Annotated in this window: 22 protein-coding genes; 13 read left to right on the forward strand and 9 right to left on the reverse strand. The window is 32.9% G+C overall.

Annotated features, from left to right (window positions below):
- The first annotated feature begins 10 nt into the window (after window positions 1-10).
- From ABD941_RS06455 to ABD941_RS06475, 5 genes are read left to right on the forward strand one after another with little or no spacing between them, the layout of a single operon-like run.
- Complete coding sequence (locus ABD941_RS06455; protein ID WP_345273232.1) at window positions 11-1,147, forward strand: aminotransferase class I/II-fold pyridoxal phosphate-dependent enzyme; 1,137 nt, start codon at window positions 11-13, stop codon at window positions 1,145-1,147.
- A gap of 47 nt (window positions 1,148-1,194) precedes the next feature.
- A complete protein-coding gene (locus ABD941_RS06460) occupies window positions 1,195-1,608 on the forward strand; it encodes a putative signal transducing protein (protein ID WP_345273233.1) in 414 nt (137 codons plus the stop codon).
- Window positions 1,605-2,216, forward strand: a complete 612-nt coding sequence (gene bioD / locus ABD941_RS06465) for a dethiobiotin synthase (RefSeq protein ID WP_345273234.1) — start codon at window positions 1,605-1,607, stop codon at window positions 2,214-2,216. The genes ABD941_RS06460 and bioD overlap by 4 nt, the downstream gene beginning before the upstream one ends.
- A complete protein-coding gene (gene bioA, locus ABD941_RS06470; RefSeq protein WP_345273236.1) occupies window positions 2,213-3,478 on the forward strand; it encodes an adenosylmethionine--8-amino-7-oxononanoate transaminase in 1,266 nt (421 codons plus the stop codon). The genes bioD and bioA overlap by 4 nt, the downstream gene beginning before the upstream one ends.
- Window positions 3,479-3,500: 22 nt before the next feature.
- The gene (locus ABD941_RS06475; protein WP_345273237.1) at window positions 3,501-4,664 is read left to right on the forward strand and encodes a beta-ketoacyl synthase N-terminal-like domain-containing protein; all 1,164 of its coding nucleotides are present in this window, start codon (window positions 3,501-3,503) and stop codon (window positions 4,662-4,664) included.
- A gap of 20 nt (window positions 4,665-4,684) precedes the next feature.
- Here the strand turns inward: ABD941_RS06475 and ABD941_RS06480 are convergent, their stop codons facing one another.
- Together ABD941_RS06480 and ABD941_RS06485 are read right to left on the reverse strand one after the other, a co-directional pair.
- The gene (locus ABD941_RS06480) at window positions 4,685-5,719 is read right to left on the reverse strand and encodes a sugar-transfer associated ATP-grasp domain-containing protein (protein WP_345273239.1); all 1,035 of its coding nucleotides are present in this window, start codon (window positions 5,717-5,719) and stop codon (window positions 4,685-4,687) included.
- A 7-nt stretch (window positions 5,720-5,726) separates the two neighbouring features.
- On the reverse strand, window positions 5,727-6,779 hold the full coding sequence (locus tag ABD941_RS06485; RefSeq protein ID WP_345273240.1) for a sugar-transfer associated ATP-grasp domain-containing protein: 1,053 nt from the start codon (window positions 6,777-6,779) through the stop codon (window positions 5,727-5,729).
- 164 nt (window positions 6,780-6,943) lie between these two features.
- Here ABD941_RS06485 and bioB point away from each other — a divergent pair, with 164 nt between their 5' ends.
- The 3 genes from bioB (at window position 6,944) to ABD941_RS06500 (ending at window position 9,663) form a co-directional block, all read left to right on the forward strand.
- On the forward strand, window positions 6,944-8,038 hold the full coding sequence (bioB, locus tag ABD941_RS06490) for a biotin synthase BioB (RefSeq protein ID WP_345273241.1): 1,095 nt from the start codon (window positions 6,944-6,946) through the stop codon (window positions 8,036-8,038).
- 186 nt (window positions 8,039-8,224) lie between these two features.
- Window positions 8,225-9,085, forward strand: coding sequence for a cupin-like domain-containing protein (locus tag ABD941_RS06495; RefSeq protein ID WP_345273242.1), 861 nt, complete (start codon window positions 8,225-8,227; stop codon window positions 9,083-9,085).
- Between the two features lie 62 nt (window positions 9,086-9,147).
- Window positions 9,148-9,663, forward strand: a complete 516-nt coding sequence (locus ABD941_RS06500; protein ID WP_345273244.1) for a DUF6646 family protein — start codon at window positions 9,148-9,150, stop codon at window positions 9,661-9,663.
- A 62-nt stretch (window positions 9,664-9,725) separates the two neighbouring features.
- Here ABD941_RS06500 and ABD941_RS06505 read toward each other — a convergent pair whose 3' ends face one another.
- The gene (locus ABD941_RS06505; RefSeq protein WP_345273245.1) at window positions 9,726-10,199 is read right to left on the reverse strand and encodes a regulatory protein RecX; all 474 of its coding nucleotides are present in this window, start codon (window positions 10,197-10,199) and stop codon (window positions 9,726-9,728) included.
- A gap of 88 nt (window positions 10,200-10,287) precedes the next feature.
- Between ABD941_RS06505 and ABD941_RS06510 the strand changes: the two genes are divergently transcribed.
- Window positions 10,288-12,660, forward strand: a complete 2,373-nt coding sequence (locus ABD941_RS06510) for a T9SS type A sorting domain-containing protein (protein ID WP_345273247.1) — start codon at window positions 10,288-10,290, stop codon at window positions 12,658-12,660.
- A gap of 397 nt (window positions 12,661-13,057) precedes the next feature.
- Window positions 13,058-15,328 carry a hypothetical protein gene (locus tag ABD941_RS06515; protein ID WP_345273248.1) on the forward strand — a complete coding sequence of 757 codons (2,271 nt, stop codon included), beginning with the start codon at window positions 13,058-13,060 and terminating at the stop codon, window positions 15,326-15,328.
- A gap of 66 nt (window positions 15,329-15,394) precedes the next feature.
- Here the strand turns inward: ABD941_RS06515 and ABD941_RS06520 are convergent, their stop codons facing one another.
- The 4 genes from ABD941_RS06520 to gdhA form a co-directional block, all read right to left on the reverse strand.
- Window positions 15,395-17,806: a TonB-dependent receptor plug domain-containing protein gene (locus tag ABD941_RS06520; protein ID WP_345273249.1), complete on the reverse strand. Its 2,412-nt coding sequence runs from the start codon at window positions 17,804-17,806 to the stop codon at window positions 15,395-15,397.
- A 3-nt stretch (window positions 17,807-17,809) separates the two neighbouring features.
- Window positions 17,810-18,529 carry a DNA repair protein RecO gene (gene recO / locus ABD941_RS06525; protein WP_345273251.1) on the reverse strand — a complete coding sequence of 240 codons (720 nt, stop codon included), beginning with the start codon at window positions 18,527-18,529 and terminating at the stop codon, window positions 17,810-17,812.
- On the reverse strand, window positions 18,529-20,877 hold the full coding sequence (porZ, locus tag ABD941_RS06530; protein WP_345273252.1) for a type IX secretion system anionic LPS delivery protein PorZ: 2,349 nt from the start codon (window positions 20,875-20,877) through the stop codon (window positions 18,529-18,531). Before porZ ends, recO begins: the two co-directional genes overlap by 1 nt.
- A 119-nt stretch (window positions 20,878-20,996) precedes the next feature.
- Window positions 20,997-22,340, reverse strand: a complete 1,344-nt coding sequence (gdhA, locus tag ABD941_RS06535) for an NADP-specific glutamate dehydrogenase (RefSeq protein ID WP_345273254.1) — start codon at window positions 22,338-22,340, stop codon at window positions 20,997-20,999.
- Between the two features lie 201 nt (window positions 22,341-22,541).
- Between gdhA and ABD941_RS06540 the strand changes: the two genes are divergently transcribed.
- Window positions 22,542-23,345 carry a THC0290_0291 family protein gene (locus ABD941_RS06540; protein ID WP_345273255.1) on the forward strand — a complete coding sequence of 268 codons (804 nt, stop codon included), beginning with the start codon at window positions 22,542-22,544 and terminating at the stop codon, window positions 23,343-23,345.
- 37 nt (window positions 23,346-23,382) lie between these two features.
- On the opposite strand, the gene ABD941_RS06545 is transcribed toward ABD941_RS06540, so the two are convergent.
- On the reverse strand, window positions 23,383-24,522 hold the full coding sequence (locus ABD941_RS06545; protein ID WP_345273256.1) for a cystathionine gamma-synthase: 1,140 nt from the start codon (window positions 24,520-24,522) through the stop codon (window positions 23,383-23,385).
- 87 nt (window positions 24,523-24,609) lie between these two features.
- Between ABD941_RS06545 and ABD941_RS06550 the strand changes: the two genes are divergently transcribed.
- Window positions 24,610-25,329, forward strand: a complete 720-nt coding sequence (locus ABD941_RS06550; protein WP_345273258.1) for a DUF3298 and DUF4163 domain-containing protein — start codon at window positions 24,610-24,612, stop codon at window positions 25,327-25,329.
- On the opposite strand, the gene ABD941_RS06555 is transcribed toward ABD941_RS06550, so the two are convergent.
- Window positions 25,309-25,773 (reverse strand): DinB family protein, encoded by a 465-nt coding sequence (locus ABD941_RS06555; RefSeq protein ID WP_345273260.1) that lies wholly within the window; start codon window positions 25,771-25,773, stop codon window positions 25,309-25,311. The genes ABD941_RS06550 and ABD941_RS06555 overlap by 21 nt on opposite strands.
- Window positions 25,774-25,881: 108 nt before the next feature.
- On the opposite strand from ABD941_RS06555, the gene ABD941_RS06560 reads away from it, so the two are divergent.
- Window positions 25,882-26,232: an arsenate reductase family protein gene (locus ABD941_RS06560; protein ID WP_345273261.1), complete on the forward strand. Its 351-nt coding sequence runs from the start codon at window positions 25,882-25,884 to the stop codon at window positions 26,230-26,232.
- The last annotated feature ends 25 nt before the right edge of the window (window positions 26,233-26,257 follow it).

The following is a 26,257-nucleotide window of genomic DNA, read 5'->3' on the forward strand; positions in this document are numbered from 1 at the left end:
TTTGTTTTAGATGAAAACCTTCCCTAAAAAATTACAAGATAAATTAGAAGAGCGCAAAGCTAATAACGCTTTACGGCAACTAGGAACGCAAAATGAATTGATTGATTTTTCATCAAACGATTATTTGGGGTTTTCAAAATCTGAAACTATTTTTAAAAACGCTTATGACTTTTTAATCGGCCATAACATTAAACAAAATGGCGCTACAGGATCTAGATTGCTTTCAGGAAACCATCCACTTTACACTATTATAGAAACCATGCTCTTAAGTTTTCATAATAGCGAAGCAGCAATATTGTTTAATTCAGGTTATGATGCTAATATTGGTTTCTTTTCTAGTATTCCTCAACGAGGCGACATTATTTTATATGACGAGTACATTCATGCATCCATTCGAGATGGTATTAGTATGAGTCATGCCAAGGCTTATAAATTTAAACATAACGATTTAACTCATCTTGATAAGATGCTGAAACGAGTTCAGCATGACAATGTATACATTGTCACAGAATCCGTATTCTCAATGGATGGAGACACTCCCTATTTGGAGGGCATGTCGCAGATAAGCAAAAAACATAACGCTTTTTTAGTTGTAGATGAAGCTCATGCTACTGGTGTTTTTGGAAAATACGGTGCTGGCATTATTCAAAATTTAAATTTAGAAGATGATATTTTTGCACGCATTATTACTTTTGGGAAGGCTATGGGGTGTCATGGCTCTGCTATTTTGGTCAGCGAAAGCTTAAAGCAATATTTAGTTAATTTTTCTAGAAGCTTTATTTACACGACTGCTTTACCTCCACATAGTTTAGCAACCCTAAATTCCGCTTATCACGAATTAATTGATACGTTAAGCATAGATAAACTCCATAAAAACATCCAGTTTTTCAAAGCTCAAATCGTTAAAAATAAGCTTGAAAGTATATTTATTGAATCACATTCAGCCATTCATTGCTGTATTATTTCAGGAAACGATAAAGTAAAATCAATCGCCCAGAAATTACAAGACCATGGGTTTGATATAAAACCTATTTTATCACCAACTGTTCCAAAAGGCAAAGAACGTTTACGCTTTTGTTTACATAGTTATAATTCAGAGAATGATATATCAAAACTATTACAACTGTTAGTTACTTTTGTAACCTAGTCATGCTGAACTCGTTTCAGTATCTCATAAAACATAACTGTCATTATATGAGCGATACATTTAAAACCATAGCTAGATTCCAATACTCTACAGAAGCCCAAATTATAAAAGGGCGCTTAGAGTTCGAAGGTATTCAGGTGTTTTTATTTGATAATCTAACTATAGATACAGACCCCTTAGTAAGTAACGCCATTGGAGGTGTTAAACTTAAAGTATTATCAACAGATGCTTTAAAAGCACAACATATTTTAGAATCTATAAACAACTATTCTGTTGATGAAGAAGGCCACGCTATTAATTGTCCAAATTGCCAAGGGAATCATATTGAGTTATTTTCAACAATAAAAGATGCTAAATCGTTTTTTGCGTTTATTTTTGGTGTATTATTTTCGGCACTCCCTTTTTATACAAGACATAAATACACGTGTGAAGATTGTAAAACAGAATTCGATTTAAAATGAGTATATATTTCATCACAGGAATTTCAACTGATGTTGGTAAAACCATAGCTTCAGCAATAGTTACCGAAGCTTTAGAAGCTGATTATTGGAAACCAATACAAGCAGGAGAATTAGATAATTGCGACACAAAAAAAGTAGAACAATTAATTTCAAATACTAAATCAAAATTCTACCCAAATGCATATGCCTTAAAAACACCTATGAGTCCTCACGGAGCCGCTGATATTGATGGTGTTAAAATTAATATTAATAAAATCAAGGTGCCAATCCTGACAACTAATCATTTAGTAATTGAAGGCGCTGGCGGATTATTAGTACCACTAAATAACAAGGACACCATTTTTGATTTAATAAAATCAGATTATAGAGTTATAGTTGTGTCTAGACATTATTTAGGAAGTATAAACCATACTCTTCTAACAGTAAATATGCTAAAAGAAAAGGGATTTGATGTATCGATTATTTTCAGTGGAAACGAACATAAAACAACTGAATATATTATCAAAAAAATGACCCAAGTTCCTATTATTGGAAGAATTGATGACGAACCTTATTTTGACAAGAATGTTATTAAAGAATATGCTGAATTGTTTAAAGAAAACCTATGACATTACAAGAACGTGATAAAAAACACCTTTGGCACCCGCTAAAACAACATCAATTACAACCGGAGAGTTTAGCCATTGTAAAAGCAAAAGGCTGTGTGTTAACAGATGAAAACGGAAACGAATATATTGACGCCATTGCATCTTGGTATACCTGCATGTATGGCCACTGTAACGATTATATAACACATAGCGTTTACAAGCAAATGCAGCAATTAGACCACGTTATGTTTAGCGATTTTACACATGAGCCTGCTGTAAAACTATCTGAAGAACTCATTAAAATACTTCCTGAAAATCAAAATAAAATTTATTTTAATGATAATGGTTCTACCGCTGTTGAAGCTGGTATTAAAATGGCACTTCAATATTATTACAACAAAGGCGAAAAGCGTTCTACATTTATTGCTTTTGAAAATGGATTTCATGGTGATACTTTTGGAGCCATGAGCGTGTCAGGATTATCGGTTTATAATGGACCCTTTGAAGATTTTTTAATCGATGTGAAACGTATTCCAACACCAAATGGCACAAATACGGAAATCATTTTAAAGCAGCTAAAAGCGTTTGTTTCTAACCATGATATTGCAGGTTTTATTTACGAACCACTAATACAAGGTGCCGCAGGTATGAAAACTCATGAGGCTCTTGGGTTAAACACCATTTTAAAATACTTCAAAAACCAGAATATCCTCACTATTGCTGATGAAGTTATGACTGGTTTTGGAAAAACCGGTCGCTATTTTGCTTCAGATTATATAGATACTAAACCAGATATTATTTGCCTTAGTAAAGCCTTAACCGCAGGATTAATACCTATGGCAATCACATCTTGTACCCAAGACGTTTATGCCGCATTTTTAAGTAACGATATTTCTAAAGGCTTTTTTCATTGCCATACCTATTCTGCAAATCCTGTAGCATGTGCTGCTGCTATTGCAGGCATTGAACTTTTAAAGTCTAAGGACATTCAGAATGGTATCAAAACAATAATGGAAGCCCATAGCACATTCCAAAAACGTATTGAAAACCATCCTAATATAAAAACCACAAGACATTTAGGAGTTATTTTTGCCCTAGACCTCAACACAAAAATGGAGCGTTATGGAGACTTGCGTGATAAGCTTTTAAAATTCTTTATGGATAGCGGTGTTTTTTTAAGACCTCTTGGAAATACTATATACATACAAGTGCCATATGTTATTACAGAAAAACAACTACAAAAAGTCTATCAGGTTATAGAAGATGCCTTAGAAATAGTATAACTTTGCACTCAAAATAAAGCTTTTGCAAAAACCAATTTCAATAACTGCTATTTCATCTATTTCTCCATTAGGAAAATCTTTTGAAGAATCATGGAAAAGCTATCAAAACAATGCACATTGCATTACCAAAAAAGGGTTTTTAGGAAAAGACGTTTTAGTAGCTGAAATTCCTAAAAACGCAAAGGAAGAGGTAGATATATTACGCCAATCGGATAACAAATACAAATCTCTTGACAACACCGTTCTGTATGCTATTTATGCATCCAGACAAGCCATAAAACAAGCGAATTGGAAAAATTTAGATAATTTTGGAATAAACATTGGTTCATCACGAGGGGCTACTAAACTTTTCGAAACCTATCATGAAGATTTTTTAAAGAACAATAAAGCCCAAACCTTAAGTTCACCAACCACAACGTTAGGTAATATCTCATCATGGGTGGCTCACGATTTACAAACTCAAGGTCCAGAAATAAGTCATTCCATAACCTGTTCAACAGCTTTACATGCTATGTTAAATGGAATAGCTTGGATAAATTCTGGAATGAGCAATGCCTTTTTAGTTGGTGGTAGCGAAGCGCCATTAACACCTTTTACCATTGCACAAATGCAGGCTTTAAAAATTTATGCGAAAAAAGAGGATGATTTTCCATGTCGTGCCTTAGACCTCGACAAAGCCAAAAACACTATGGTTTTGGGAGAAGGTGCATCCATGGCATGTTTAGAATCTGGAATACAGGAACATGCACTCGCTATTATAAAAGGTTTTGGTTATGCTACTGAAATCTTAAAACACAACATTTCTATTTCTAGTGATGCCAAATGTTTTCAAAAGTCTATGATCATGGCATTGGGAGATATAAATCCTGATGACATTGATATCATTGTAATGCATGCACCAGGAACCATAAAAGGGGATATTTCTGAATTTAAAGCCATTCAAGCCATTTTTAAAAATGATGTTCCATCCATAACTTCAAATAAATGGAAAATTGGACACACCTTTGGAGCCTCAGGAGCATTAAATATAGAACTTGCTGTTTTAATGTTGCAACATCAAAAATTTATTGGTGTTCCTTACTTAGAGAACCCAAAAACACCAAGAAAAATTGAAAACATATTAGTCAACGCAGTAGGGTTTGGCGGTAATGCGGTGAGTATATTGTTAAGTAAAAATGCGTCTTGAAAATTTATAAGTAGGTAATATCACATTGTTTTCAGTTCTTGCATTAATTCTTTTACGTGTTTGTTTTTTAATAACCCACCATAGGCAATATTACTCATTTGCATATGTGGTTCAGCATTAGTTTCAATAATTATGGGGCCATCCGAAGTTATAGCAACGTCCCAACCTATTAACCTATCAGGAATGATTTTAACCGCATTAATAACACTTTCACAAGCGTCTTCATAGAAAGGAATTGTAAACCCTTCAAATTTAAAACTACTATCTGGATGCTCTGTTATTTTATCCCCGCCATACTCAGGCAAAAAATGACCATGCGGTTTCAACGTTCCAGTATTCAAATTAATTCCCACAAAAAACCCGCCAGAAGAAGCGTTATCAACAACACTATTTCCTATTCCAAATCTGATAAAAGCACTGATTATCTCAATAGTATCATTAGAGGTTATCAATGAAATAATTCTTAATGTATTTATGGAACTACTATGTATTTGATTAATTAAAGGATGTTGTCTAATAAGTTCTGTATGAACAAAATTTCCTGCTTTTAGAGTTTCATAGGCCTCATCTAATTGACTGTTTAAATGTCCTTTAGTTATTTTAAAACAGCCTTTACCTCCATAATCTGAAGGTGGTCTAAAAAACACACCTTCAATATTAGCATTTTGGAATATGTTGTCAAAAAAACGGGTGAATTCTTCTATACTATTAATTTGAACAATTTTATTATTATAAAAAAAATTAGATTGAAAATTATAGCTTAACAACTTTGGTGTCTTGATAGAAGTCTTTTCACTTAATAAATGAAAATACAACTTATTGTTAATTAAAGTAACATATTCTGGGTTATGTAAGGCTTTATGAAATTGCATTGTTCTTTGCTCTCCAAGACTTAAATAGTCTAGATAATTGGTTACCTCTTTTCTGTATAAATATTTAAAATAGTAATACGGTATTTCCCTTTTATTAACCATAAGGATTAAAACCTCCTTAATCATTTTAATAATGCTCTTCTTATGGGGGTATTTTAAAAAAACTTGTATTCTATTCATCATCTTAAAATCAATTAACGGTCTTTAATTCTTTAATCAAATTCTTTATGTGCTGATTCTTTAAAAGTCCCCCATAAGCATAATCACTTAAAAAAATATGTGGGCCAGAATTTGCCTCAACAATTGTTGGCCCATTTGGGGTTATGGCTACATCCCAACCTATAAACCTGTCTGGTATTATTTTAACGGTTTTTTTAACTTCTTTGCATGCTTCTTTAAAATATGGAATTTTAAAACCTTCAAATTTATAACCACTATTAGGATGCTCATAAACATTACCGCCCCCATACTCAAGCATATAATGCCCAGAAGTGTTTAAAGTGCCCCTATCTAAATCTATTCCCACATAAAATCCGCCAGAAGAAGCATTGTCAACAACACTTTCTCCAACACCAAACCGCATAAAAGCGCAAATTATTTCAATGGTGTTTTCTGGAGTTATTAATGAAATGACCCTTATTGTATTTAAAGATTTATCGTATATTGCATTTATGCTTTCGTGCTGTTTAACAACTTCGGTATGAACAAAACAACCACGAATTAACGATTCATATATAGCCTCAATTTCAGCAACTAAATTATTTTTACTTAGTTTAAAACAGCCTTTTCCACCATATTCAGAAGGCGGCCTAAAAAAAATGGCATCTATCTTTGTTGAAGCAAATACACTTTCAAAAAAAGTAATAAGCGCTTTTCTACTACTAATGATTTCACTTTTATTACCAAAGCTAAAAGTATTCCCCAGATTGTAACTTATTAAACGTGGGGTGTTAATTGAACATTTTTCACTAAACAAAGTAAAGAGCAATTTATTTTCAAGTAAGTCTTTATATTCTGGCTTATGTAATATTTTGCTATTGCCTATGGCAACAACTTCTTTGGTGCTTAAATAGTCTAAATAATTAGTTACCCCTTTACAATACAAATACTTAAAATAATAAAACGGGATTTCTTTTTTAATAATAAGAAGCTTACAACATTCTTTAAACATTTTAAAAAACCCTTTTTTTTGTGGGTTTTTAATGAAAACTTTTAGTCTTCCTATATTATCAAAATTTCGCATATTTTTTAATGCCTAAAAAATTTCTTTCCAAAATACGAAAATATAGTACGCTATTTAAAAGCTATTACAATTTTAGAATGATTTATGGTTTATATTTTATCGATTAAAAAGTAAAAGTATATCCTTATAATTAGTATTTTTGACTTCAACTAACGAGCAGATTTATGAGCGCGACTAAACACAACTGGACCAAAGAAGAAATTCTAGACATATACAATAAACCTTTAATGGAGTTGCTTTACGAGGCAGCAACAGTACACCGCGTAAACCATGACCCCAATACGGTACAAGTAAGCACTTTGTTATCCATAAAAACAGGTGGGTGTTCTGAAGACTGTGGTTATTGTCCGCAAGCAGCACGCTATCATACAGATATTGAAGGCAATGATTTAATGAGTGTCCAACAAGTAAAAGCCCAAGCTTTACGTGCAAAATCTACAGGAAGTTCTCGTGTTTGTATGGGAGCTGCTTGGAGAAATGTAAAAGATGGCGAGGAGTTTGATCAAGTTTTGGAGATGGTACGTTCTATTAACAAACTAGATATGGAAGTCTGTTGTACTTTAGGAATGATTACTGAAAACCAAGCACAACGCTTGGCAGAAGCAGGTTTATATGCTTACAATCATAATTTAGATTCATCTGAAGACTATTATAAGGAAGTGATTTCTACTCGTGGTTATCAAGACCGTTTAGACACCATTGATAATGTCCGTAAAACCAATGTTACAGTTTGTAGTGGTGGTATTATAGGTATGGGTGAAAAAGTAGAGGATAGAGCTGGTATGCTTGTTGCACTTTCTACATTAAACCCGCAGCCAGAATCGACACCTATTAATGCATTAGTAGCTGTTGAAGGCACACCACTAGAAGACCAAAAACCCGTTTCTATTTGGGAGATGATTAGAATGGTTGCTACAACCAGAATTGTAATGCCTGAAACCCAAGTACGTTTAAGTGCCGGTAGAACTCAAATGACCAGAGAAGGACAGGCTATGTGCTTTTTTGCTGGTGCTAACTCTATTTTTGCTGGCGATAAATTACTAACAACCCCTAATCCTGATGTAAATGAAGACATGAAAATGTTTCAGTTATTAGGGTTAAATCCACAAAAACCATTCACGAAAAAGGTACAACCTCAAACTGTTGAAGCTAGCGAATCTGAATACGAAGCCCTAGGCGAAAAACCAAAATGGACTAGGCCAGAGCACACTATTGAACGTAATGAAGCTGCAAAGGAGAAAGCCAAGGCCGTTAAATAATATAGTATTGAGTTGTTTTTCCGTTAGAAAGAATTATACAATTTCAGCATAAAAGATAATTCTTTTCCGTTAGCTATTCGAGTAAACTATAGGTGGACACAAAAGCTATATGAAGCTAATACGTCTAAAATACTATTTCTGTTTTTATCCCGTTTTATTAACTTTACTGTCCAAAACCATTAAGTGTTGTCTCTAAACTTACAAGATATTCCGCGAGTAAAATCCATTACTAAGGCGGACTTTTTAAAGCACTACTTTAAACCACAAAAGCCTGTGGTAATTGAGCAATATATACAAGATTGGCCAGCATTTACTAAATGGAATTTGGAATACATGAAAACGGTTGGTAAAGATATAACCATTCCGCTTTACGACGATAGACCTGTAGATTATAAGGATGGTTTTAATCAACCACATGCCAAAATGAAATTGGGCGACTACATAGATTTATTAAAAAACAAACCTACTAAATATCGTATTTTTTTGTGGAATGCCTTAAAAGAAATCCCCGCACTACAAAACGATTTTACATTTCCTGATTTTGGATTACGCTTAATGAAAGGCATTCCTATGCTATTTTTTGGTGGACGGAATTCGCATACCTTTATGCATTATGATATTGATTTGGCCAATATTTTTCACTTTCATTTTGAAGGCAACAAACAATGTATACTGTTTGACCAAAAACAAAGCGATTATCTGTATAAAATTCCACATTCGCTTATAGCTAGGGAAGATATAGATTTTAATAATCCTGATTTTAAAAAATGGCCTATGTTAAAAAAAGCTAAGGGTTACAAAACAGATCTTAACCATGGGGAAGTTTTATACATGCCAGAAGGGTATTGGCACTACATGCGATACATAACGCCTGGTTTTTCGATGAGTTTACGCGCTATGGCCAGAAATCCTAAGAATTTCGGGAAAGCCATTTATAATGTTTTTATTATGCGCAATTATGATAATGCCATGCGTAAAATTAAAGGACAAAAATGGATTGATTGGAAAAATAAACAAGCCATAGTTAAAACCCATAAGCATTTATAAATAAACGTTTGATTTTAAAAAACTTCTAATATCTTTGCCAGCTTAAAATTTAAACTCAAATCATGAAAAATTTAATTTTATTATTAACAATACTAAGTGTTTCACTTATTAATGCTCAAGCTTTTATAGGTAAAGGCGATAACAAATTCCAGGTTGGTGCTAACATTCAAGATAACGGTACTGGTCTTAATGTAAGTTACGATTTTGGTATTGGCGAAAATATATCTATTGGTATATCCTCCACGTATCTTTTAGGGGTTAATGATGCTTTAAAAAACAATACGATAGATGCATTAGATGCCGATTTTGATAATCGTTTTGACGTTAGAGCACGTTTTAATGCAAACTTAGGAAATGTAATAAATGTTGATGACAACTTTGATGTGTATCCTGGTTTAAGCCTTGGGCTTAAAAACTTTGGTGGGCATTTAGGTGCGCGTTACTTTTTTACTGATGGCTTTGGTGTTTATACTGAATTAAATGCGCCGTTTGCAAAATATAAAACTGGTACTTTAACGCCTGCTAAAACGTTGCACAACCAATTCACAATTAATTTAGGTGCTGTTTTTAACTTATAGTACAACTAAAATTCATAAAAAAAGAGGTAAAAATAGCGATTTTTTTTACCTCTTTTTTGTTTTTATTTAATCAACTCACTTGCTTTTTCGTACACTAAGTGCGATTCCCAGCCTCTATATAACAGATAGTCGATTAATTTTTTACGTTTCTTAAAAATGTTGGTTTCTTTAATAGAATTGGCTTTTTTTTCGGCTAAATCATTAAAAACCTCGATATATTCCATATTTTCAATTTCTGCAAGTGCCTGATTTATATTAACTTTGCCAATGTCTTTTTTCTTTAATTCATAAGTTAATCGACGTCGGCCCCAAGCCTTAATTCTAAACTTACCGCTTACAAATGTTTTGGCAAAACGTTCTTCATTAAGAAAGTTATGTTCCAAAAGATGGACTATAATAATATCGATAACTTCGGGTATCATATGCATAGCTACTAACTTCTGTCTAACTTCTTGATGACACCGTTCTTGATACGCACAATAATGCTCCAGTTTTTTGGTAGCCTCATGTACGGTATATGTTTTTTTTGATAGCATAATGTTGTCAAAAATAACAATAGAATTATTAACAATAAGAATTAAAAATTTATAAAAGCCAAATCTTAAATTTTAAAACTTAACGATTATGAAAAAGATTATTTACATAGTATTGTTGCTTTTTGTATTTAATTTTGGTTACGGACAAACTACTTTAACTGCTGGAGACATTGCTTTTATTGGATATAACGCTGATAATCCAGATGAATTCTCATTTGTTCTATTAACAGATGTTACAAATACAACTACGATTAATTTTACAGATAACGGCTGGCAAAATTCAGGGAGTTTTAGAAATAATGAAGGTGTTCTAACTTGGGAAGCGACATCAGATTTAACTTGTGGAACTGAAATTGTTATAACTGATATTAATTCGAATAATTATTCAGCAACAAGTGGAACTGCAACCGAAACGAATAATGGTTTTAGTTTATCAATAAGTGGTGATCAAATATTAGCTTATCAAGGGACTATTGCTTCTCCAACATTTATTGCTGCAATACATTTCGCAACATCTACACCTACAGGATGGACAAACGCAACTAGTTCTAACACTAGTGCTATTCCAGCTGGTTTAACCAATGGAGTAGATGCTATATATGCTGGAAACTTTGATAATGGGCAATATGATTGTTCAGTAACTACTAACACCCCTTATATTTTAGCAGCTGTAAATGACTCAAACAACTGGAATGTGGCTAATAATCCAAGATTTACGTTAACTAACACTTGTAGCTTTACTTGTAATCCATGCCTCTCCACAGTTACCTGGAATGGCTCTTGGAGCGGTGCAAGAGACTTAACAACAGAAGTTATTATTGCTGCCAATTACAACACCAGTGCTGGAGATTTCCAAGCCTGTAGCTTAACTGTTAATGCTGGAGTAACCTTAACAGTTGATAATAATTCCTTTATTGAAGTTGAAAATGATGTTGTAGTTAATGGTACCTTAATCGTACAAACCGAAGGTAATTTTGTGCAAAATGGTGATTTAGGAGCATTTACTGTTAATGTAGGAGGTGTTGCTAGAGTAAACAAACAAACACCCGTAAAAGCAGCTTGGTATTATTATACCTATTGGAGTTCACCAGTATTAGGAGAAACTATTGGAGATGCATTCCCAAGTGCGCCAACAGACAGACGTTTTTGGTTTAACGCTGCCAATTTTGTTGACAATAACGGAGATGATATTGATGATAATGATGACGATTGGCAAATTGCCGGAGGTGGTGATACCATGACTCCAGGCGTTGGATATGCGGCAACCGAAAGTGAATTCCATATTCCAGGAGCAACAGGAACAGCGTCTTTCGAAGGCGACTTTAATACTGGAGATGTCCCTGTAAGTATTGCTTTAAATGCTATGAATACTGGAGTAAACTGGAATTTTATCGGTAACCCATATGCTAGTGCTATCGATTTTGTGGCATTCCATACTGCAAATTCTAGTGTTGTTGATGGTGTAGCATATTTATGGTCGCAAGCTTCACCTCCAGATGAAGGCAACCTTGGTAATGAAGATCAAAATTTTAACCTTAACGATTACGCCACTTTTACTGTTGGAACAGGAGGTGTAGCTGGTGGAGTAGCTGGAAAAATACCTACTGGCAATATAGCCTCGGCTCAAGGGTTTTTCATTCCTGCTTTAAGTACAGGCACAGTAACGTTTACCAATGCCATGCGACTAGCGGATGATACTAGTAATGGTCAATTTTTTAAATCTACCCGTACAAAAAAATCAAATGCTAATACCAATTTTGAAAACAAACTATGGATAGATCTAACTTCAGACAATGGTATATTCAATCAAGTACTAATAGGTTATGTTGACGGTGCCACAGATCAAAATGATGGCATGTCTTACGATGCTCCAAAATTAATTCCCACGGATTTTGCAGCTGCACTATATACATTAGCAGATACTGATACTGTTAAATATGTAATCCAAGGGAAAAACATAAATAGTATTGATGAAAACGAAATTATAAAACTTGGCTTTATTACAAATGTTGAAGTCCCTACCGAGTACACACTTTCTTTGGCACAAATTGAAGGTGACTTTTTAACAAGTAACTCTATATATTTAATAGATCATTTACTTAACTCATCTCATAATTTATCCGCTTCTAATTATACATTCACATCTGAACCTGATGAGTTTAACGACCGTTTTGAAATTGTATTTAACGAAGCTTCTTTATCAATAGATGATGTTGCTTTAAACTCAAAATCGTTAAAGATAAACGAGTTAGAAGACAATCATGTACAGTTTACAATAGCTAATAACTTAAGTATTAAATCAGTTAGTATTTATGACCTTTTGGGCAGACAGCTATACCGTTTCAAAGGCCATAGTCATCTTGAAACTTATAACCTTTCTAATTTGAGAAAAAGTATTTATATCGCTAAAGTTGAATTATCAAACGGAGCAACTATTACTAAAAAAGCTCTTAAAAGATAATCTTTCAAATAGAAAAACAGGTTTTTTCGCCTAAATGATTCATTCTCCCGATACAAACCCTGCCTGAAATACCTATAAGGGCTCTATTTCTATTAACTTTGATAACGGCTTTTTTTTGAACGTAAAAGTTAATCGCTCGAGGTACCAAACCTTAATTTTAAATTCAACACTTAAAAATATTTTGGTTAAACGTTCTTAATAAAGAATGTTAGGTTAAACAGATAAAATCGTGATATGTTGATTATTCAAATATTATGTATTTCTTTTTTTCCTAAATTCTTGATGCAACGTTTTGGATATACAAGATAATGCTTGAATTTTTTCTGGTTCTTTATCGTGTATATTTTATTATCAATAAAAATTCAAAAACCAAATCTGAATTTTAAAACTTAACATGATGAAAAAAAACACACTTTTACTTATACTATTGGTTGTTTATTATGGAACTGCGCAAAATGCTCCAATTGATTTTGAAGTTGGCGGACATGGTGCTACGTGGAATTGGACCGTTTTTGGTAATGCCCCTAATGCACCATTAGAAATTATTGCAAACCCTGTTCCTGGAGGGATTAACACCTCGGCTACCGTGGCTAAATTCACCAAAACAGAAGCGTTTTCAAATTACCCTGGACTTGAGTCGCAGCATGGTGCTGATTTAGGATCTTTTGCTGTTACGGCTGCTAATAGTTCAGTTAAACTAATGGTCTATCAGGTAGGCTCGCCTTCTACAATAATTGTTAAACTTGTTAACTTTGGTGCCGCAGCACACCAAGCTACAATAACCAATACGGTAGCTGATGCATGGGTTGAATTGGAATTTGACTTATCTTTATGGGTTACTGTACCATTGCCAGGAGGAAACCCAGACCAAATAGTTATTCATCCAGAAATTTTAGATTCTAGCACAGGCCGTATTACTTATATTGATAATATTAGATTTGTGCCCAAATCTTGCCCAACAACAACAACTTGGACGGCTGGGGCTTGGGATAATGGCACACCAACCATTGGCATAAATGCTATTATTGATGACAACTATACTACAGATGCTACTAATGGAAGTTTTTCTGCTTGTAGCTTAACTGTTAACGGAACACTTAGAGTTGATGATGGCTATTTTGTTGAAGTTGAAAATGATGTAACAGTAAATGGTAACTTAATAGTAGAATCTAAAGGTAGTTTTGTCCAAAATAATGCTGGAGGAACATTTACAATACTTTCAGGAGGTAGTTCAAGTGTCAATAAAGTAACCGCAGTAAAGCAAAATTGGTATTATTATACCTATTGGAGCTCTCCAGTTAGCGGGGAAACCATAGCTGATGCTTTTCCAAATACTGATACAGATAGGCGCTTTTGGTTTAATGCTGCTAATTTTTTAGATACTGATGCTGATGATATTGATGATAATGGAGATGATTGGACTGTTGCAGCAGGAACAGATATTATGCAATCTGGAGTCGGTTATGCCGCAACTTCAGGACAATTAGGTATTTATCCTTCTACAGATATTGCTACTTTTATTGGGCCGTTTAATACGGGAAATATTACAACAGACATATCTTATGATGCTATAAATACTTTAGGCAGCTGGAATTTTATTGGAAACCCCTATCCTTCTGCTATTGATTTTGAGGCATTTCAACTCGCCAATGCTTCAGTTATTGGAGGTGTGGCTTACTTTTGGTCACAAGCTTCTCCTCCTGATAATGCAAATCCTGGTAATGAAGGTCAAAATTTTAATCAAAATGATTATGCATTATATTCTGTTGGCCTTGGTGCAGGTGTTGCTGGAGGTGGCCCAGATACACCTACCCAATATATCCCTTCTGGCCAAGGGTTTTTTGTTGAGGGCAATGATAATAATACTGTAACATTTACTAATGCTATGAGAAAAGCTGATGCGACCAGTAATTCACAATTTTTCAAAAACCCAAATTCAAAAAAGAATAATTCTAATAGTGTTGACAATAAGCTATGGGTTAATTTAACCTCTAATAATGGTGCGTTTAACCAAATACTTATTGGCTATGTAAACGGCGCAACTAATGCTGATGATGGTTCTTATTACGATGCCCGTAAAATTGTTTCCCAATCTGCTCATACTGTGTTATATTCAACTATAGAAAATTCAAATAAAAAATATGTCATTCAAGGAAAAGACATTAATAGTATTAATGAAAATGAAATCATTAAGATTGGTTTTAAAACAAATATTAACGTTTCTACAACTTACACATTATCCATTCCACAATTGGAAGGTGATTTTTTAAATAATAACACTATCTATTTAAAAGACAAGCTGCTTAATACCTTGCATTCTTTATCAACTTCAGACTACGCATTCACCTCTGAAACTGGTGAGTTTAGTAACCGTTTTGAAATTGTATTTAACCAAGCTTCTTTATCAACAGATGAGATTGCTTTAAACTCAAAATCGTTAAAGATATCTGAGTTAGAAGATAATAATGTACAGTTTACAACAGCTGATAATTTAAGTATTAAAACGGTTGATATTTATGACCTTTTAGGCAGACAGCTTTATCGTTTTAAAGGAAATAATAATGTTGAAACTTATAAACTTTCTAATTTGAACAACAGTATTTTTATAGCTAAAGTTGAATTATCAAATGGAACAATTATTACTAAAAAGTCAGTTAAAAGACAATAGACTTATAAGCATAGTAAAGCGTAATTCGGAATATTAATTAGAAATAATGTTAAGCTCGTAATTACATTACAAACTATACTTTAAAGCCAGTATAAAGTTTCTTCCTGCTGCGGCAATACCAGAGGAATAGGTTTTATAGCGTTGGTCTGTTATATTTTCTATACTTGTTGTAATTGTTGTAGATTTATTTATTTGATATTGTGCTCTAAAATTAAGTGTATACCACGATGGACTGTAAGGGTTTCCATTTTCATCTAAAGCATAGATATAATCTTTTTCTATTTCTGATGGCGCTAATTGATTAAAAGATAAGCTACCATTATAATTGGCAAATGCATCAAGCTTAACATTTTTAGACATCCAAACCAAATGTGTATTTCCAAAACTTGGAGCTACATGACGAATAGGAACTTCAATATCACCAGCAGTTTCTGTCCCTCCAATAATATTGTACTGCGAATTCAGGTGAAGTTGATTTGTAATAACCATTTTTAAACCGACTTCAAAACCATAAATCCAAGCTTTCGAAGCATTTTGTATGGCTTGTACTGTGCTTAATTCGCCATCATACATAATTTCTGTTTCGCCATTTAGGTTATAATCTCTTCGTACTAAAGCATTATCCAAATAGGTATAATATGTGCTCATATCCAGTATAAAACTATTATCAAAATTTAGCGTTAAACTCAATTCTCCTCCATAAGCATACTCAGGTCTTAAGGTTTCATTTGGCACGACCACAGAACCTGGTTCCGAATCAAATACTTTACCAATATCATCAATGTTAGGCGCTCTAAAGGCAGACGAGGCATTTAATTTCCACTGTATGGTTTTACTTGGCGACCACCTTATACCTGCGGTTCCTGTAAGCGCTCCTGCTTCATTTTTTGATGATTTAAAAGGTAAGTTTAAAAACGCATTATTTTCTTCAAAATTAGCCTTAGAAACTACATGATTAAAACGCAAGCCTGATTGAAATACAAATTTAGGATTGGGTTTATATTTTATACTGGAATAGACCGCCGCAGATTGCCACGTAGCTCCATTAGGGTATCGAGAAACCGATGGATTTGTAATGCCATTGGAAATATCTTCTTCTTCACCTTGAGACATAACCTTATTATAAACATACTCAATACCATAAAAAAATTGCGTTTTAGTGCTAAATGTTTTCTCTAAATCTAAATTAAACGAATAAGCATCAACGGCTTCCTCTCTAATGTTACGAATTGAAGATTGAAAATCTCGATGTATTCTACTTTCCTGAAAGTTTTGATAGGCCATAGTGGCTTTTATTTTATCATATAAATTAGAGCGACTACTCAATTTGGTAACCTGAAGATTGGACATAAACCATTGTTGCGGACCATAATTCCATTCTGCAGAACGTAAAACATCATTGTTATAACGAATAAGACGGTCATATCTTGGAACATCTGATGTTGTTGTATAATACAATCCTAAATCAAAGCTTAAGTCTTCATCGGGTTTATAATGCGCTTTTTGCATGACGTTAAATTGATTATAAGCAGAAAATCTTTGAACTAAAGGGTCGCTATTTTGTATAACCACATCGCCATTATTTGTTCCTAAGGCAAATTCTGGTCTTAAATATTCTGCAGGACCATGATTACCCATTTTTAAATCGCCAAAACTTGTATAACTGGCATTGGTGACAAAAGCCCATTTTTTATAACCTAAATTAAAATCAAAATGTCCTGTTTTTTCATCGCTTGCAGAAGCATACCTTAACAATGCATTAGAATTGAATAGTAATGAATCAGAATTAGATAGTTTTGGTTTTTGGGTATAAAAACTCATAACGCCCCCAATAGCATCACTTCCATATATAACAGAGCCTGAACCCAAAGTAACTTCAGTATTTTGGATAGAAAACGGATCGACTGCAATAACATTTTGCAGATTTCCGCCTCTAAAAATAGCGTTATTCATTCTTACTCCGTCTACTGTTATTAATAACCTGTTTGTGGAAAATCCTCTAATCATAGGGCTTCCACCACCCAACTGGCTTTTCTGCACATAAACCTGACCTGTGTTTTCTAGCAAATCTGCACTAGTTTGTGGGTTTATAAATTGAATGCTTTTTGCATTCATACTTATTATTTTTTGGGGAATATCTTTTTTGCTTTGCTCAAACTTGGAAGCGGAAATGACAATCTCTTCTAAACCTTGGGTATTTGAAACTAAATACACTTTATTAGAACCGTCTAACTGGAGTTTGGTCAGTTTTTTTAAAACATGCGATAAATGCTTGAAATAAATGATTTCTGTATCTGAAAATACATCTAATTCAACTTCACCCCTAAAATTGGTAATCACACTTTTAGATTTATCTATATTGTATATAGCCACTCCAAAAATAGGCTCTTTAGTTATTTTGTTTAGAACTTTAATATTTTGAGCCTGAGCGGATATAGAAGCAAGTAATACGAAGAAAACAATATATAAAAACTTCATGTTTTAGCTAAAAACTTGATTAAATACCTGTAGTGATTTTGGGGTTTTAAAACTTCCCAAATGTAGTTCAAAATAAAGCAAAATCATACTTAAAAAGGACTGTCTTTGCTTTGCGTTAATTTTTATATTAGGTAATTCATCAAATGTTGTGCCTAATAACAGTTTTAGAAGCACTAAATTTTCTCCTGATATATTATATTTATTGTTAGACTTCAATTCAAACTTACCTTCGCTTAAATCAAAAAAAGGATATTCTACATTTGTAGTATCTGGATAAAACCCTAAGTATTTAGTCAACTTTAATAAAAACAATAAATGAAAGTTAGAGTATTCCAATTGGGAGTCTAGCCATAAAAGGGTGTTTTCTAAATAACTAAAAAGGGTCTCGTTTTGTTCTTCTTCTTGTAAGGTATTTGCCAGTACCTCAGATAAAAACATAACTATTGAGCTCTTTAAAACATGTGTGTGTAAGCTTGTATAAATACAATTAAGTTTTGTTTCTTTAATGGTTTGTAAAGACCTGCTATTCTTATAAAGAAATACGATTTGCAATTGAGATAATAATTGAAAGTAGGCTACCTTAGCACTTCCCTTTTTGTTTTTTAAAACACCTCTTAACAGAAAGCTTACAACACCTAATTGCTGCGTGTAACATTTGACTATTAAGTCATTATCTCTATATTTTAATTTAGATAGAACAATAGCCTTTGTAGTAATAAGCATTATCTAACAACCATTAATTTTAAAACTTTAGTTTCAAGCGTATCTAAATCCGCAAGCATAACAAGATAAACCCCAGATGCAACCACATTATTTGCAAGGTTTTTACCGTTCCAATAAGCTGTTCCGCCATCTATTTCTAGATTAAAACCACTGTATCTTTCATTTGTTCTTGATTGTGCTTCGGCAACTAAATTGCCTTCAATATCAGTAATTTTGATATTTACATTTTCTGAAATGTCTTTAATTTTAACTTTTTCGTCTACAATATTGAAGTTTGGTCTAACTGGATTGGGGTAAGCAAATGCGCTTTCTAAATCTTCAAACGGACTTGAACCACCTGATTGGAAAGACACTAAGCCTTTTTTTGTTGCTATATATACAATTCCATTTATTTCATCTAAAGAAATATCGTTTATGGTATTTGATGGTAATGGCGAATTATCTTTTGTAAAATGGAATATTGTATTTTGACCATTTGATGAAAAATAGAACAGTCCTGAATCTGTAGTTCCAATCCATTTATTGTTTGAGCCATCGACCTTTATATCTGCAATGGATTGTTGAAATAGAAGTTCTTTAGCAATACCATCTTCTTCTATTATAATTTCTTCAACACGAACATTTTCATCTGTAAAAAAGTTAGAGGTATTAAATAGGACTCTTAAACCTAGATCGGTTCCAATCCATAACTGATTTCTTTTATCTAAAGCTAATGCTGTAACATTAATCGAGGGAAAGTTTTCTTCTTCGGTTTTAATACTTTTTAGTATTGGGTTTCCATTATTTTCATTGAATCCTATTACACCAAAATTAAAACTACCTGTCCATTTAATATCATTGTCATCAATGACTAGATCACTATAGCCTAAGTTTTCATTAATAGGGTCTGGAATTAAATTGGTAAAGTCATAGCTGTTCCACTGACCTGTACTGGGCTGATACGATTTTAATGGCTTTAATGCCAAGCATGTTGTAGTCCATAACAATCCTTCACGATCAAAAGTTGAACCTGATAATCGTATACTTATAAAATCAGGTTTTCCTGATAAGATTAATGATTCTAAACCACTATTTGTTTGATCATACCTTATTATTGGCTCATTATCAATGATTTCAAGCAAGCCATCTTCAAACGAGTTAATGAACACTTGCTCTGTGTTTAAAGGGTTTACAGATATACTATTTAAATTTTTAGAACCGAGTAAGCTATCATAAGGTATGTTTTTCCATGTTTCATCTTGTAAATGACTAACACCATGTTTTCTAAATGGAGTAGGAACATATCTTGATGTATAGTCCCCAAAAGTAACCCACAATCCATTCCTTTCAGTTTGAACTGAAAACGGTGTATTTAATAATGGACCGTCTGGATGAATTTCTTCAAAAGTCACCAAATCATTAAAAGCGGTTTTCAAAACTCCAAAATCTTTAGTACCGATATAAATGTTCTCTAAATCTATAGTAGCTGTGGTATATTCAGTATCAAAAGAAGCCTCGATGGCTATTTGGCTTATAATATTAAAATTAGAATCATAAACAAAAACGTTGTTTTGTGTTGAAACCACTAAATTTCCATTAATGGATTTCAAACTTAAGGGCAAATCAGGGTAATTAAACCTCTGGCTAATCCCATCATTTATAATTTGATAAATTGATCTATTTGTATTTATGCTATACAACTTGTCATCTTGTGTTTCTATTGAAACCCAACTACCAGAAGTAATTAATTGCCAATTTTGATAGTCTATTAAATTAGGATTTGAAACTCGAGCTTTTCTTATCCCATTTCCATTAAGACAAGTCGCATAAATATCATCTCCAAAAACGGAGGTTTGGCTTACCGGAATTTGACTTCCTCCATTTCCTATAAAATAAGTATCTCCAAACTCCAACCGTTCTAAATCAAATATAGAAATCCCAAAATTTGTTGAAATGTATACAACATTTTGATAGGCGTTAAAATGATTTATTCTTTTATCTGTAGAAGGAATTGTAGGCTTATCTATAATATCTACGATTGTTAGAATTTCAGTATCATTATCAAAGGCTATTTCTATAAGTCCATTGTCGTAGCCTATTATAAGCAATTCATAATATTCACTATAATATATTGTTGAAATGGTTTCGCCCGACAAGCCGTTAATCGAAGTAAGTTCTTCAATTTCATTTGTTTGAGTATCTAAACTAAAAACGGCATTATCTGCAGCGGCATAAATCTTATTGTTACCTTCCGTAATATCTTTAATCTCATTATATGAAAAATGCCCTTTCCAAAGCGCAGAAAAATCTTGACAAAATTGTAGCAGCGGGCACAGGCAAATTATAAATATGGCTACTCGTTTTAACATAAGGGGTTTTTGAATATTCAAATATATTTATAACTAACGAGTTTTACTTTAAAATAATATATTTTAAATAAAAAAAGCTTCCCGTAAATGGGAAGCTTTTATGCAATATGCTTGGCTTTTTAAACAACACCTTGCGCTAACATAGCATCAGCTACTTTTACAAAGCCTGCAATATTAGCCCCTCTTACATAATCTATATAGCCATCATCATCTTTACCATATTCTAAGCATGATTTATGTATATCGGACATAATATCTTTTAATTTATTATCCACTTCTTCTCTTGACCATTTAAACCTTAATGAATTTTGAGTCATTTCTAAACCAGAAGTTGCAACACCACCCGCATTAGAAGCTTTACCTGGAGCAAATAAAATTTTAGCTTTATGGAAAGCTGCAATGGCCTCTTTAGTGGAAGGCATATTAGCGCCCTCACTAACACAAATACAACCATTACTTAAAAGTGTATTAGCATCATTTTCATTAAGTTCGTTTTGGGTAGCACATGGCAAAGCTACATCGCATGTAACTTCCCAAGGTGTTTTTCCTTTAACAAATTTTGCATTAGGGTAAACGTCTATATATTCACTAATTCTAGCACGTTTTACATTTTTAAGTTCCATGACAAATGCTAATTTTTCAACATCTATACCATCCGTATCATAAATATACCCTGATGAATCTGAAAGTGTTATAACTTTTCCGCCTAATTGTAATACTTTTTCAGCAGCAAACTGTGCTACATTTCCAGAACCAGAAACCACAACATTTTTTCCTTCAAAACTATCGCCTTTGGTTTCGAGCATTTTTTGTGCGAAATACACATTACCATAACCTGTTGCTTCAGGTCTTATAGGTGATCCGCCCCATGATAGTCCTTTACCAGTTAAAACCCCTGTAAACTCATTTCTAAGTTTTTTATACATACCGAATAAAAATCCTATTTCTCTTGATCCCACACCTATATCGCCAGCAGGAACATCTGTATTAGGACCAATATGTCTAAACAGTTCACTCATAAAAGCATGACAAAAGCGCATAATCTCATTGTCACTTTTTCCTTTAGGGTCAAAGTCACTTCCTCCTTTACCACCACCCATAGGCAATGTAGTAAGGCTGTTTTTAAAGACCTGTTCGAAGGCTAAAAACTTTAAAACACTCATATTTACGGTTGGATGAAAACGTAAACCCCCTTTATAAGGTCCTATGGCAGAATTCATTTGAATTCGATACCCTCTGTTTACTTGAATCTCCCCATTATCATCAACCCAACAGACTCTAAAGGTAATAACGCGTTCTGGCTCTACCATTCTTAACAGAATATTCTTACCATAATAAATATCATGTTTAACAATGTAAGGAATTACAGTTTCTGCTACTTCTTCAACAGCCTGTAAAAACTCAGGTTCTTGGCCATTTCTTTCCTTAACAAGATCTAAAAATGCTTCAATGTTACTTTTCATATATACAATTATTGTATTGTTGTTATTAAATATGTAATTTATTGGTACAAATATACGTTATCTTCAAAAATATATCTGTTTTTTTTTGAAATTCGCAATAAATATTTTAGGTAGATTTTGGGAAATCTATTAATATTTGTTTGTTTATTGAGTTTTTATATATTTGTTTACTATAATGCCCTCGAAAAATGAAACCTTTTTATGCTTAACTTGAAACATTTAGCTTCTGCTTTTTGCTTGTTTGCTATTATCCAAACTGCAAGTGCTCAACTAGGCTTCTCTCATGAAATAGGCATAATAGCTGGTCCTGTACAGTTTAGGTCAGATTATGGTGTTCGAGAAGATTCAAAAACAAACTTTGGGAATTCTGGCTTTGGAATAGGAATTGTTCACTATTTAAACTTTTCTTACCGAGCAGATTGTAATTGCTATACTACAGACACTTATTTTAATGATCATTTTAAATTAAGAAATGAAATATCTTATAATAAGACCAATCTTGAACATTTAGGAAAATGGGTTGACCCGAGTAGAAATACTATAGAAGCCAACCAATTAAGAGGCCATAAAGGTGTGGCTGAAAATTTGGATATTGGTACACAACTTGAATTTTTTCCGCTTAGTATTCGCTCATTTCAATCATTTAGCTATAGGTTTGCACCTTTTGCTAGCTTAGGTGTTCATTACACATCTTTTACCCCAGAAGTTAGTACTACATTTGAAAACCCCGACCCCACTGCTATTGGAGATATTACTGACCCCAGTAATTTTTATTCAGGATGGGAACCTGGATCTGTTGACATTTCGCCAGGTAGTACTTGGTCTGTTGTTTCTAGTGTTGGTGTACGTTACAAACTTGATAAGCTTTCTGATTTAATGTTAGATTTTAGATTTCAATACTATTTTAGCGACTGGGTTGACGGTCTTAACCATCAATTAGAATCCAATAAAAATAATGATTGGTTAGTTTGGCTAAACGTGGGCTATATCTACTATTTAGATTAAAGAAGTTAATGCATATATTAATTTAAAAATCTAAACCTTATTTCAAGGCTTGCTTTAAATCGGCTACCAAATCATCAATATCTTCTATCCCGACACTTAACCTTATTAACGAATCTACTACACCTGTTTTTTCGCGCTCTTCTTTTGGTATACTGGCATGTGTCATACTTGCAGGATGGCCACAAAGCGATTCAACGCCACCCAAGGATTCTGCTAAAGTAAATACCTTTAGATTTTCTATAATTTTAATGGCCTCTTCATAATTATTCCCTTTAGTGGTAAACGATATCATACCACCAAAATCTGTCATTTGATTTTTGGCTATGATATGATTTGGATGCGCTTCAAACCCAGGCCAATATACATTTTCAATTTTAGGATGATTTGCTAAAAACTTAGCAATAGCCTTACCGTTTTCGCAATGACGTTGCATTCTAACATGCAACGTTTTTATCCCCCTTAATACCAAAAAACTGTCTTGTGGACCACAAATAGCACCACTTGCATTTTGAATGAAATACAATCTGTCTGCCAAACTTTTATCTTTCACTACTAAAGCTCCCATAACCACGTCGCTATGTCCGCCAAGGTATTTGGTTGCCGAGTGCATAACGATGTCTGCTCCTAAATCTAATGGTTTTTGCAAATAAGGTGTTGCAAATGTATTATCTACTGCCAATAGAATATTATGCTTTTTTGCAATTGCAGAAGCAGCCTTGATATCAATAATATTCATCATGGGATTTGTTGGTGTTTCTACCCAAATAAGTTTTGTGTTATCATTTACATAAGCTTTAATGTTAGATACACTTTGCATACCTATAAAATGAAACTTAATACCAAACCTTTCAAATATTTTAGTAAACAATCTAAAAGAACCACCATATAAATCGTTGGTAGAAACAACTTCATCCCCAGGCTTTAAAAGCTTTATTATGGCATCAATAGCAGCAAGCCCTGAGCCAAAAGCAAGTCCATAATGACCATTTTCAATACTTGAAAAAGCATTTTCTAAAGCATTTCTGGTTGGGTTATGTGTTCTAGAATATTCATAGCCTTTGTGACCTCCGGGAGTTGTTTGAGCATAAGTAGAGGTTTGGTAAATTGGTGGCATTACTGCACCATAAGCTTTATCATATTCTTGACCTCCGTGAATAACTTTAGTATTGAATTTCATTTTTATTCGACTTTACTACAAATGTAGTTTTTAATTCGGTTTAGTAAAAGGTTATAATTACCTTTAATCTTGATTAACAACCTTATCATGTTTTATAGAAAACACCTTATTGTTTTTTGCTCATTATTTATTTTTATAGCTTGTAATGAAGATTTAAAAATAGCATTCACAGAAATTAATGTTTCAACAGATCAGAATAGTATTGTTGAAATAAATATTCCTGAAGCGAATGGAAATGATATGATAGCGAATCATATAAATACTAAAATACAAAAAACAATTATTTCTGCCTTAGATATTGGATATCAAGATGATGCCACTTCCAAATCTGTTGAAGAAAGCATTTCATCTTTTAATAACCAATACAATACCTTTAAGAATGATTTCCCAGAAACTAAGCAAAAATGGGACGCGCAAATAGACGGTGAGGTTATATACGAATCATTTGAAATTATAAGCATTGCCATAACCGCTTATGTAAATACTGGCGGTGCACATGGCAATTTAAATATCTCTTTTTTGAATTTTAATGCTGAAACTGGACATGTCATTCCCAATAGCAAATTATTTCACGACGTTAAAGCCTTTAAAAAAACAGCTAAACCTTATTTTGATAAAACTGTTGCTGATAAGGATATTACGCTCAATACAAATTCATTTGATTTACCTTCCAATATAGCTTATACGGAAGATGGTATTGTTTTACTTTACAACACCAATGAAATCGCACCATATTCAACAGGTATTATCGAATTTATAGTGCCTTATGATAAAGCTAATCCTTATCTAGTTTTTAATAGCTTTTAAAAGGGCTAAAACATAACCATAATGCAACCCTTCGTGAATGACTATAAACTGTAAAGCCTCTTCAATATGAGTTAACGTGTTTCCTGTTGTTGATACAGTATAGGTATTGTATGTTTTAAATAGTCCTTTATCATAATCGGACCTTGTTTTTTCTATAGTTGAAAATAGTAACGCTTTTATTTCGTTTACAGCTTCTTGGGTTACACTTCCTTCAGGCTTTGAATCTTTTCTATACTTGTTAATTATTTCATCAGAAAGCATCATATCCAACCCAGACAATTTATAAGCCAATAATTGTTCTGAAACCACAACATGCCCAATATTCCAGATGATGTTATTATTAAACCCTTCAGGTATTTTATTTAAATTTTCTAAAGTATTATCAGCTATTATTTTATTAAAAATGCTACGTATATTATTTAAAACCTGAAATGTAAAATCCATTATTATTTAATTTTTCGATAAATATAGTATTTATGATATAATTGCTTTTATTTTGTTGAGAAGATTATTTGGATTTCCTTCTTTAAGGAAATGAAAATTTAATTGATTATGAAAAAAGTATATTATTTAAAAACATGTAATACATGTATAAGAATTTTGAAAGAATTGGATTTACCTTCTGAATTTGTGTTACAAGATATTAAATCTGAAGACATAACCGTAAAGCAAGTAGAAGAGATGAAAGCACTTGCAGGAAGTTATGAAGCCCTTTTTAGTAAGCGCTCTAAACTTTATAAGGAAATGGATTTGAAAAATCAAGATTTAACAGAACGCGATTATAAACACTTTATTTTAGATCATTATACTTTTTTAAGTAGACCTGTTATTATTGTTGATGATCAGATTTTTGTCGGCAATTCTAAAAAGACCATTGAAGCGGCTAAAGCTTTTATTCATTAAAAGTAAAGTTATTATACTTACAATT

The organism is Flaviramulus aquimarinus (genome assembly GCF_039543205.1).
GTDB lineage: Bacteria > Bacteroidota > Bacteroidia > Flavobacteriales > Flavobacteriaceae > Flaviramulus_B > Flaviramulus_B aquimarinus.

Coding starts and splice junctions, on each gene's coding strand:
- ABD941_RS06505 (WP_345273245.1), bottom strand. CDS start 10,199: ATGCTATCAAAAAAAACATATACCGTACATGAGGCTACCAAAAAACTG.
- ABD941_RS06455 (WP_345273232.1), top strand. CDS start 11: ATGAAAACCTTCCCTAAAAAATTACAAGATAAATTAGAAGAGCGCAAA.
- recO (WP_345273251.1), bottom strand. CDS start 18,529: ATGCTTATTACTACAAAGGCTATTGTTCTATCTAAATTAAAATATAGA.
- ABD941_RS06550 (WP_345273258.1), top strand. CDS start 24,610: ATGTTTTATAGAAAACACCTTATTGTTTTTTGCTCATTATTTATTTTT.
- bioD (WP_345273234.1), top strand. CDS start 1,605: ATGAGTATATATTTCATCACAGGAATTTCAACTGATGTTGGTAAAACC.
- ABD941_RS06500 (WP_345273244.1), top strand. CDS start 9,148: ATGAAAAATTTAATTTTATTATTAACAATACTAAGTGTTTCACTTATT.
- ABD941_RS06520 (WP_345273249.1), bottom strand. CDS start 17,806: ATGAAGTTTTTATATATTGTTTTCTTCGTATTACTTGCTTCTATATCC.
- ABD941_RS06460 (WP_345273233.1), top strand. CDS start 1,195: ATGAGCGATACATTTAAAACCATAGCTAGATTCCAATACTCTACAGAA.
- porZ (WP_345273252.1), bottom strand. CDS start 20,877: ATGTTAAAACGAGTAGCCATATTTATAATTTGCCTGTGCCCGCTGCTA.
- ABD941_RS06515 (WP_345273248.1), top strand. CDS start 13,058: ATGAAAAAAAACACACTTTTACTTATACTATTGGTTGTTTATTATGGA.
- ABD941_RS06510 (WP_345273247.1), top strand. CDS start 10,288: ATGAAAAAGATTATTTACATAGTATTGTTGCTTTTTGTATTTAATTTT.
- ABD941_RS06480 (WP_345273239.1), bottom strand. CDS start 5,719: ATGATGAATAGAATACAAGTTTTTTTAAAATACCCCCATAAGAAGAGC.
- gdhA (WP_345273254.1), bottom strand. CDS start 22,340: ATGAAAAGTAACATTGAAGCATTTTTAGATCTTGTTAAGGAAAGAAAT.
- ABD941_RS06540 (WP_345273255.1), top strand. CDS start 22,542: ATGCTTAACTTGAAACATTTAGCTTCTGCTTTTTGCTTGTTTGCTATT.
- ABD941_RS06485 (WP_345273240.1), bottom strand. CDS start 6,779: ATGCGAAATTTTGATAATATAGGAAGACTAAAAGTTTTCATTAAAAAC.
- bioA (WP_345273236.1), top strand. CDS start 2,213: ATGACATTACAAGAACGTGATAAAAAACACCTTTGGCACCCGCTAAAA.
- ABD941_RS06560 (WP_345273261.1), top strand. CDS start 25,882: ATGAAAAAAGTATATTATTTAAAAACATGTAATACATGTATAAGAATT.
- bioB (WP_345273241.1), top strand. CDS start 6,944: ATGAGCGCGACTAAACACAACTGGACCAAAGAAGAAATTCTAGACATA.
- ABD941_RS06545 (WP_345273256.1), bottom strand. CDS start 24,522: ATGAAATTCAATACTAAAGTTATTCACGGAGGTCAAGAATATGATAAA.
- ABD941_RS06555 (WP_345273260.1), bottom strand. CDS start 25,773: ATGGATTTTACATTTCAGGTTTTAAATAATATACGTAGCATTTTTAAT.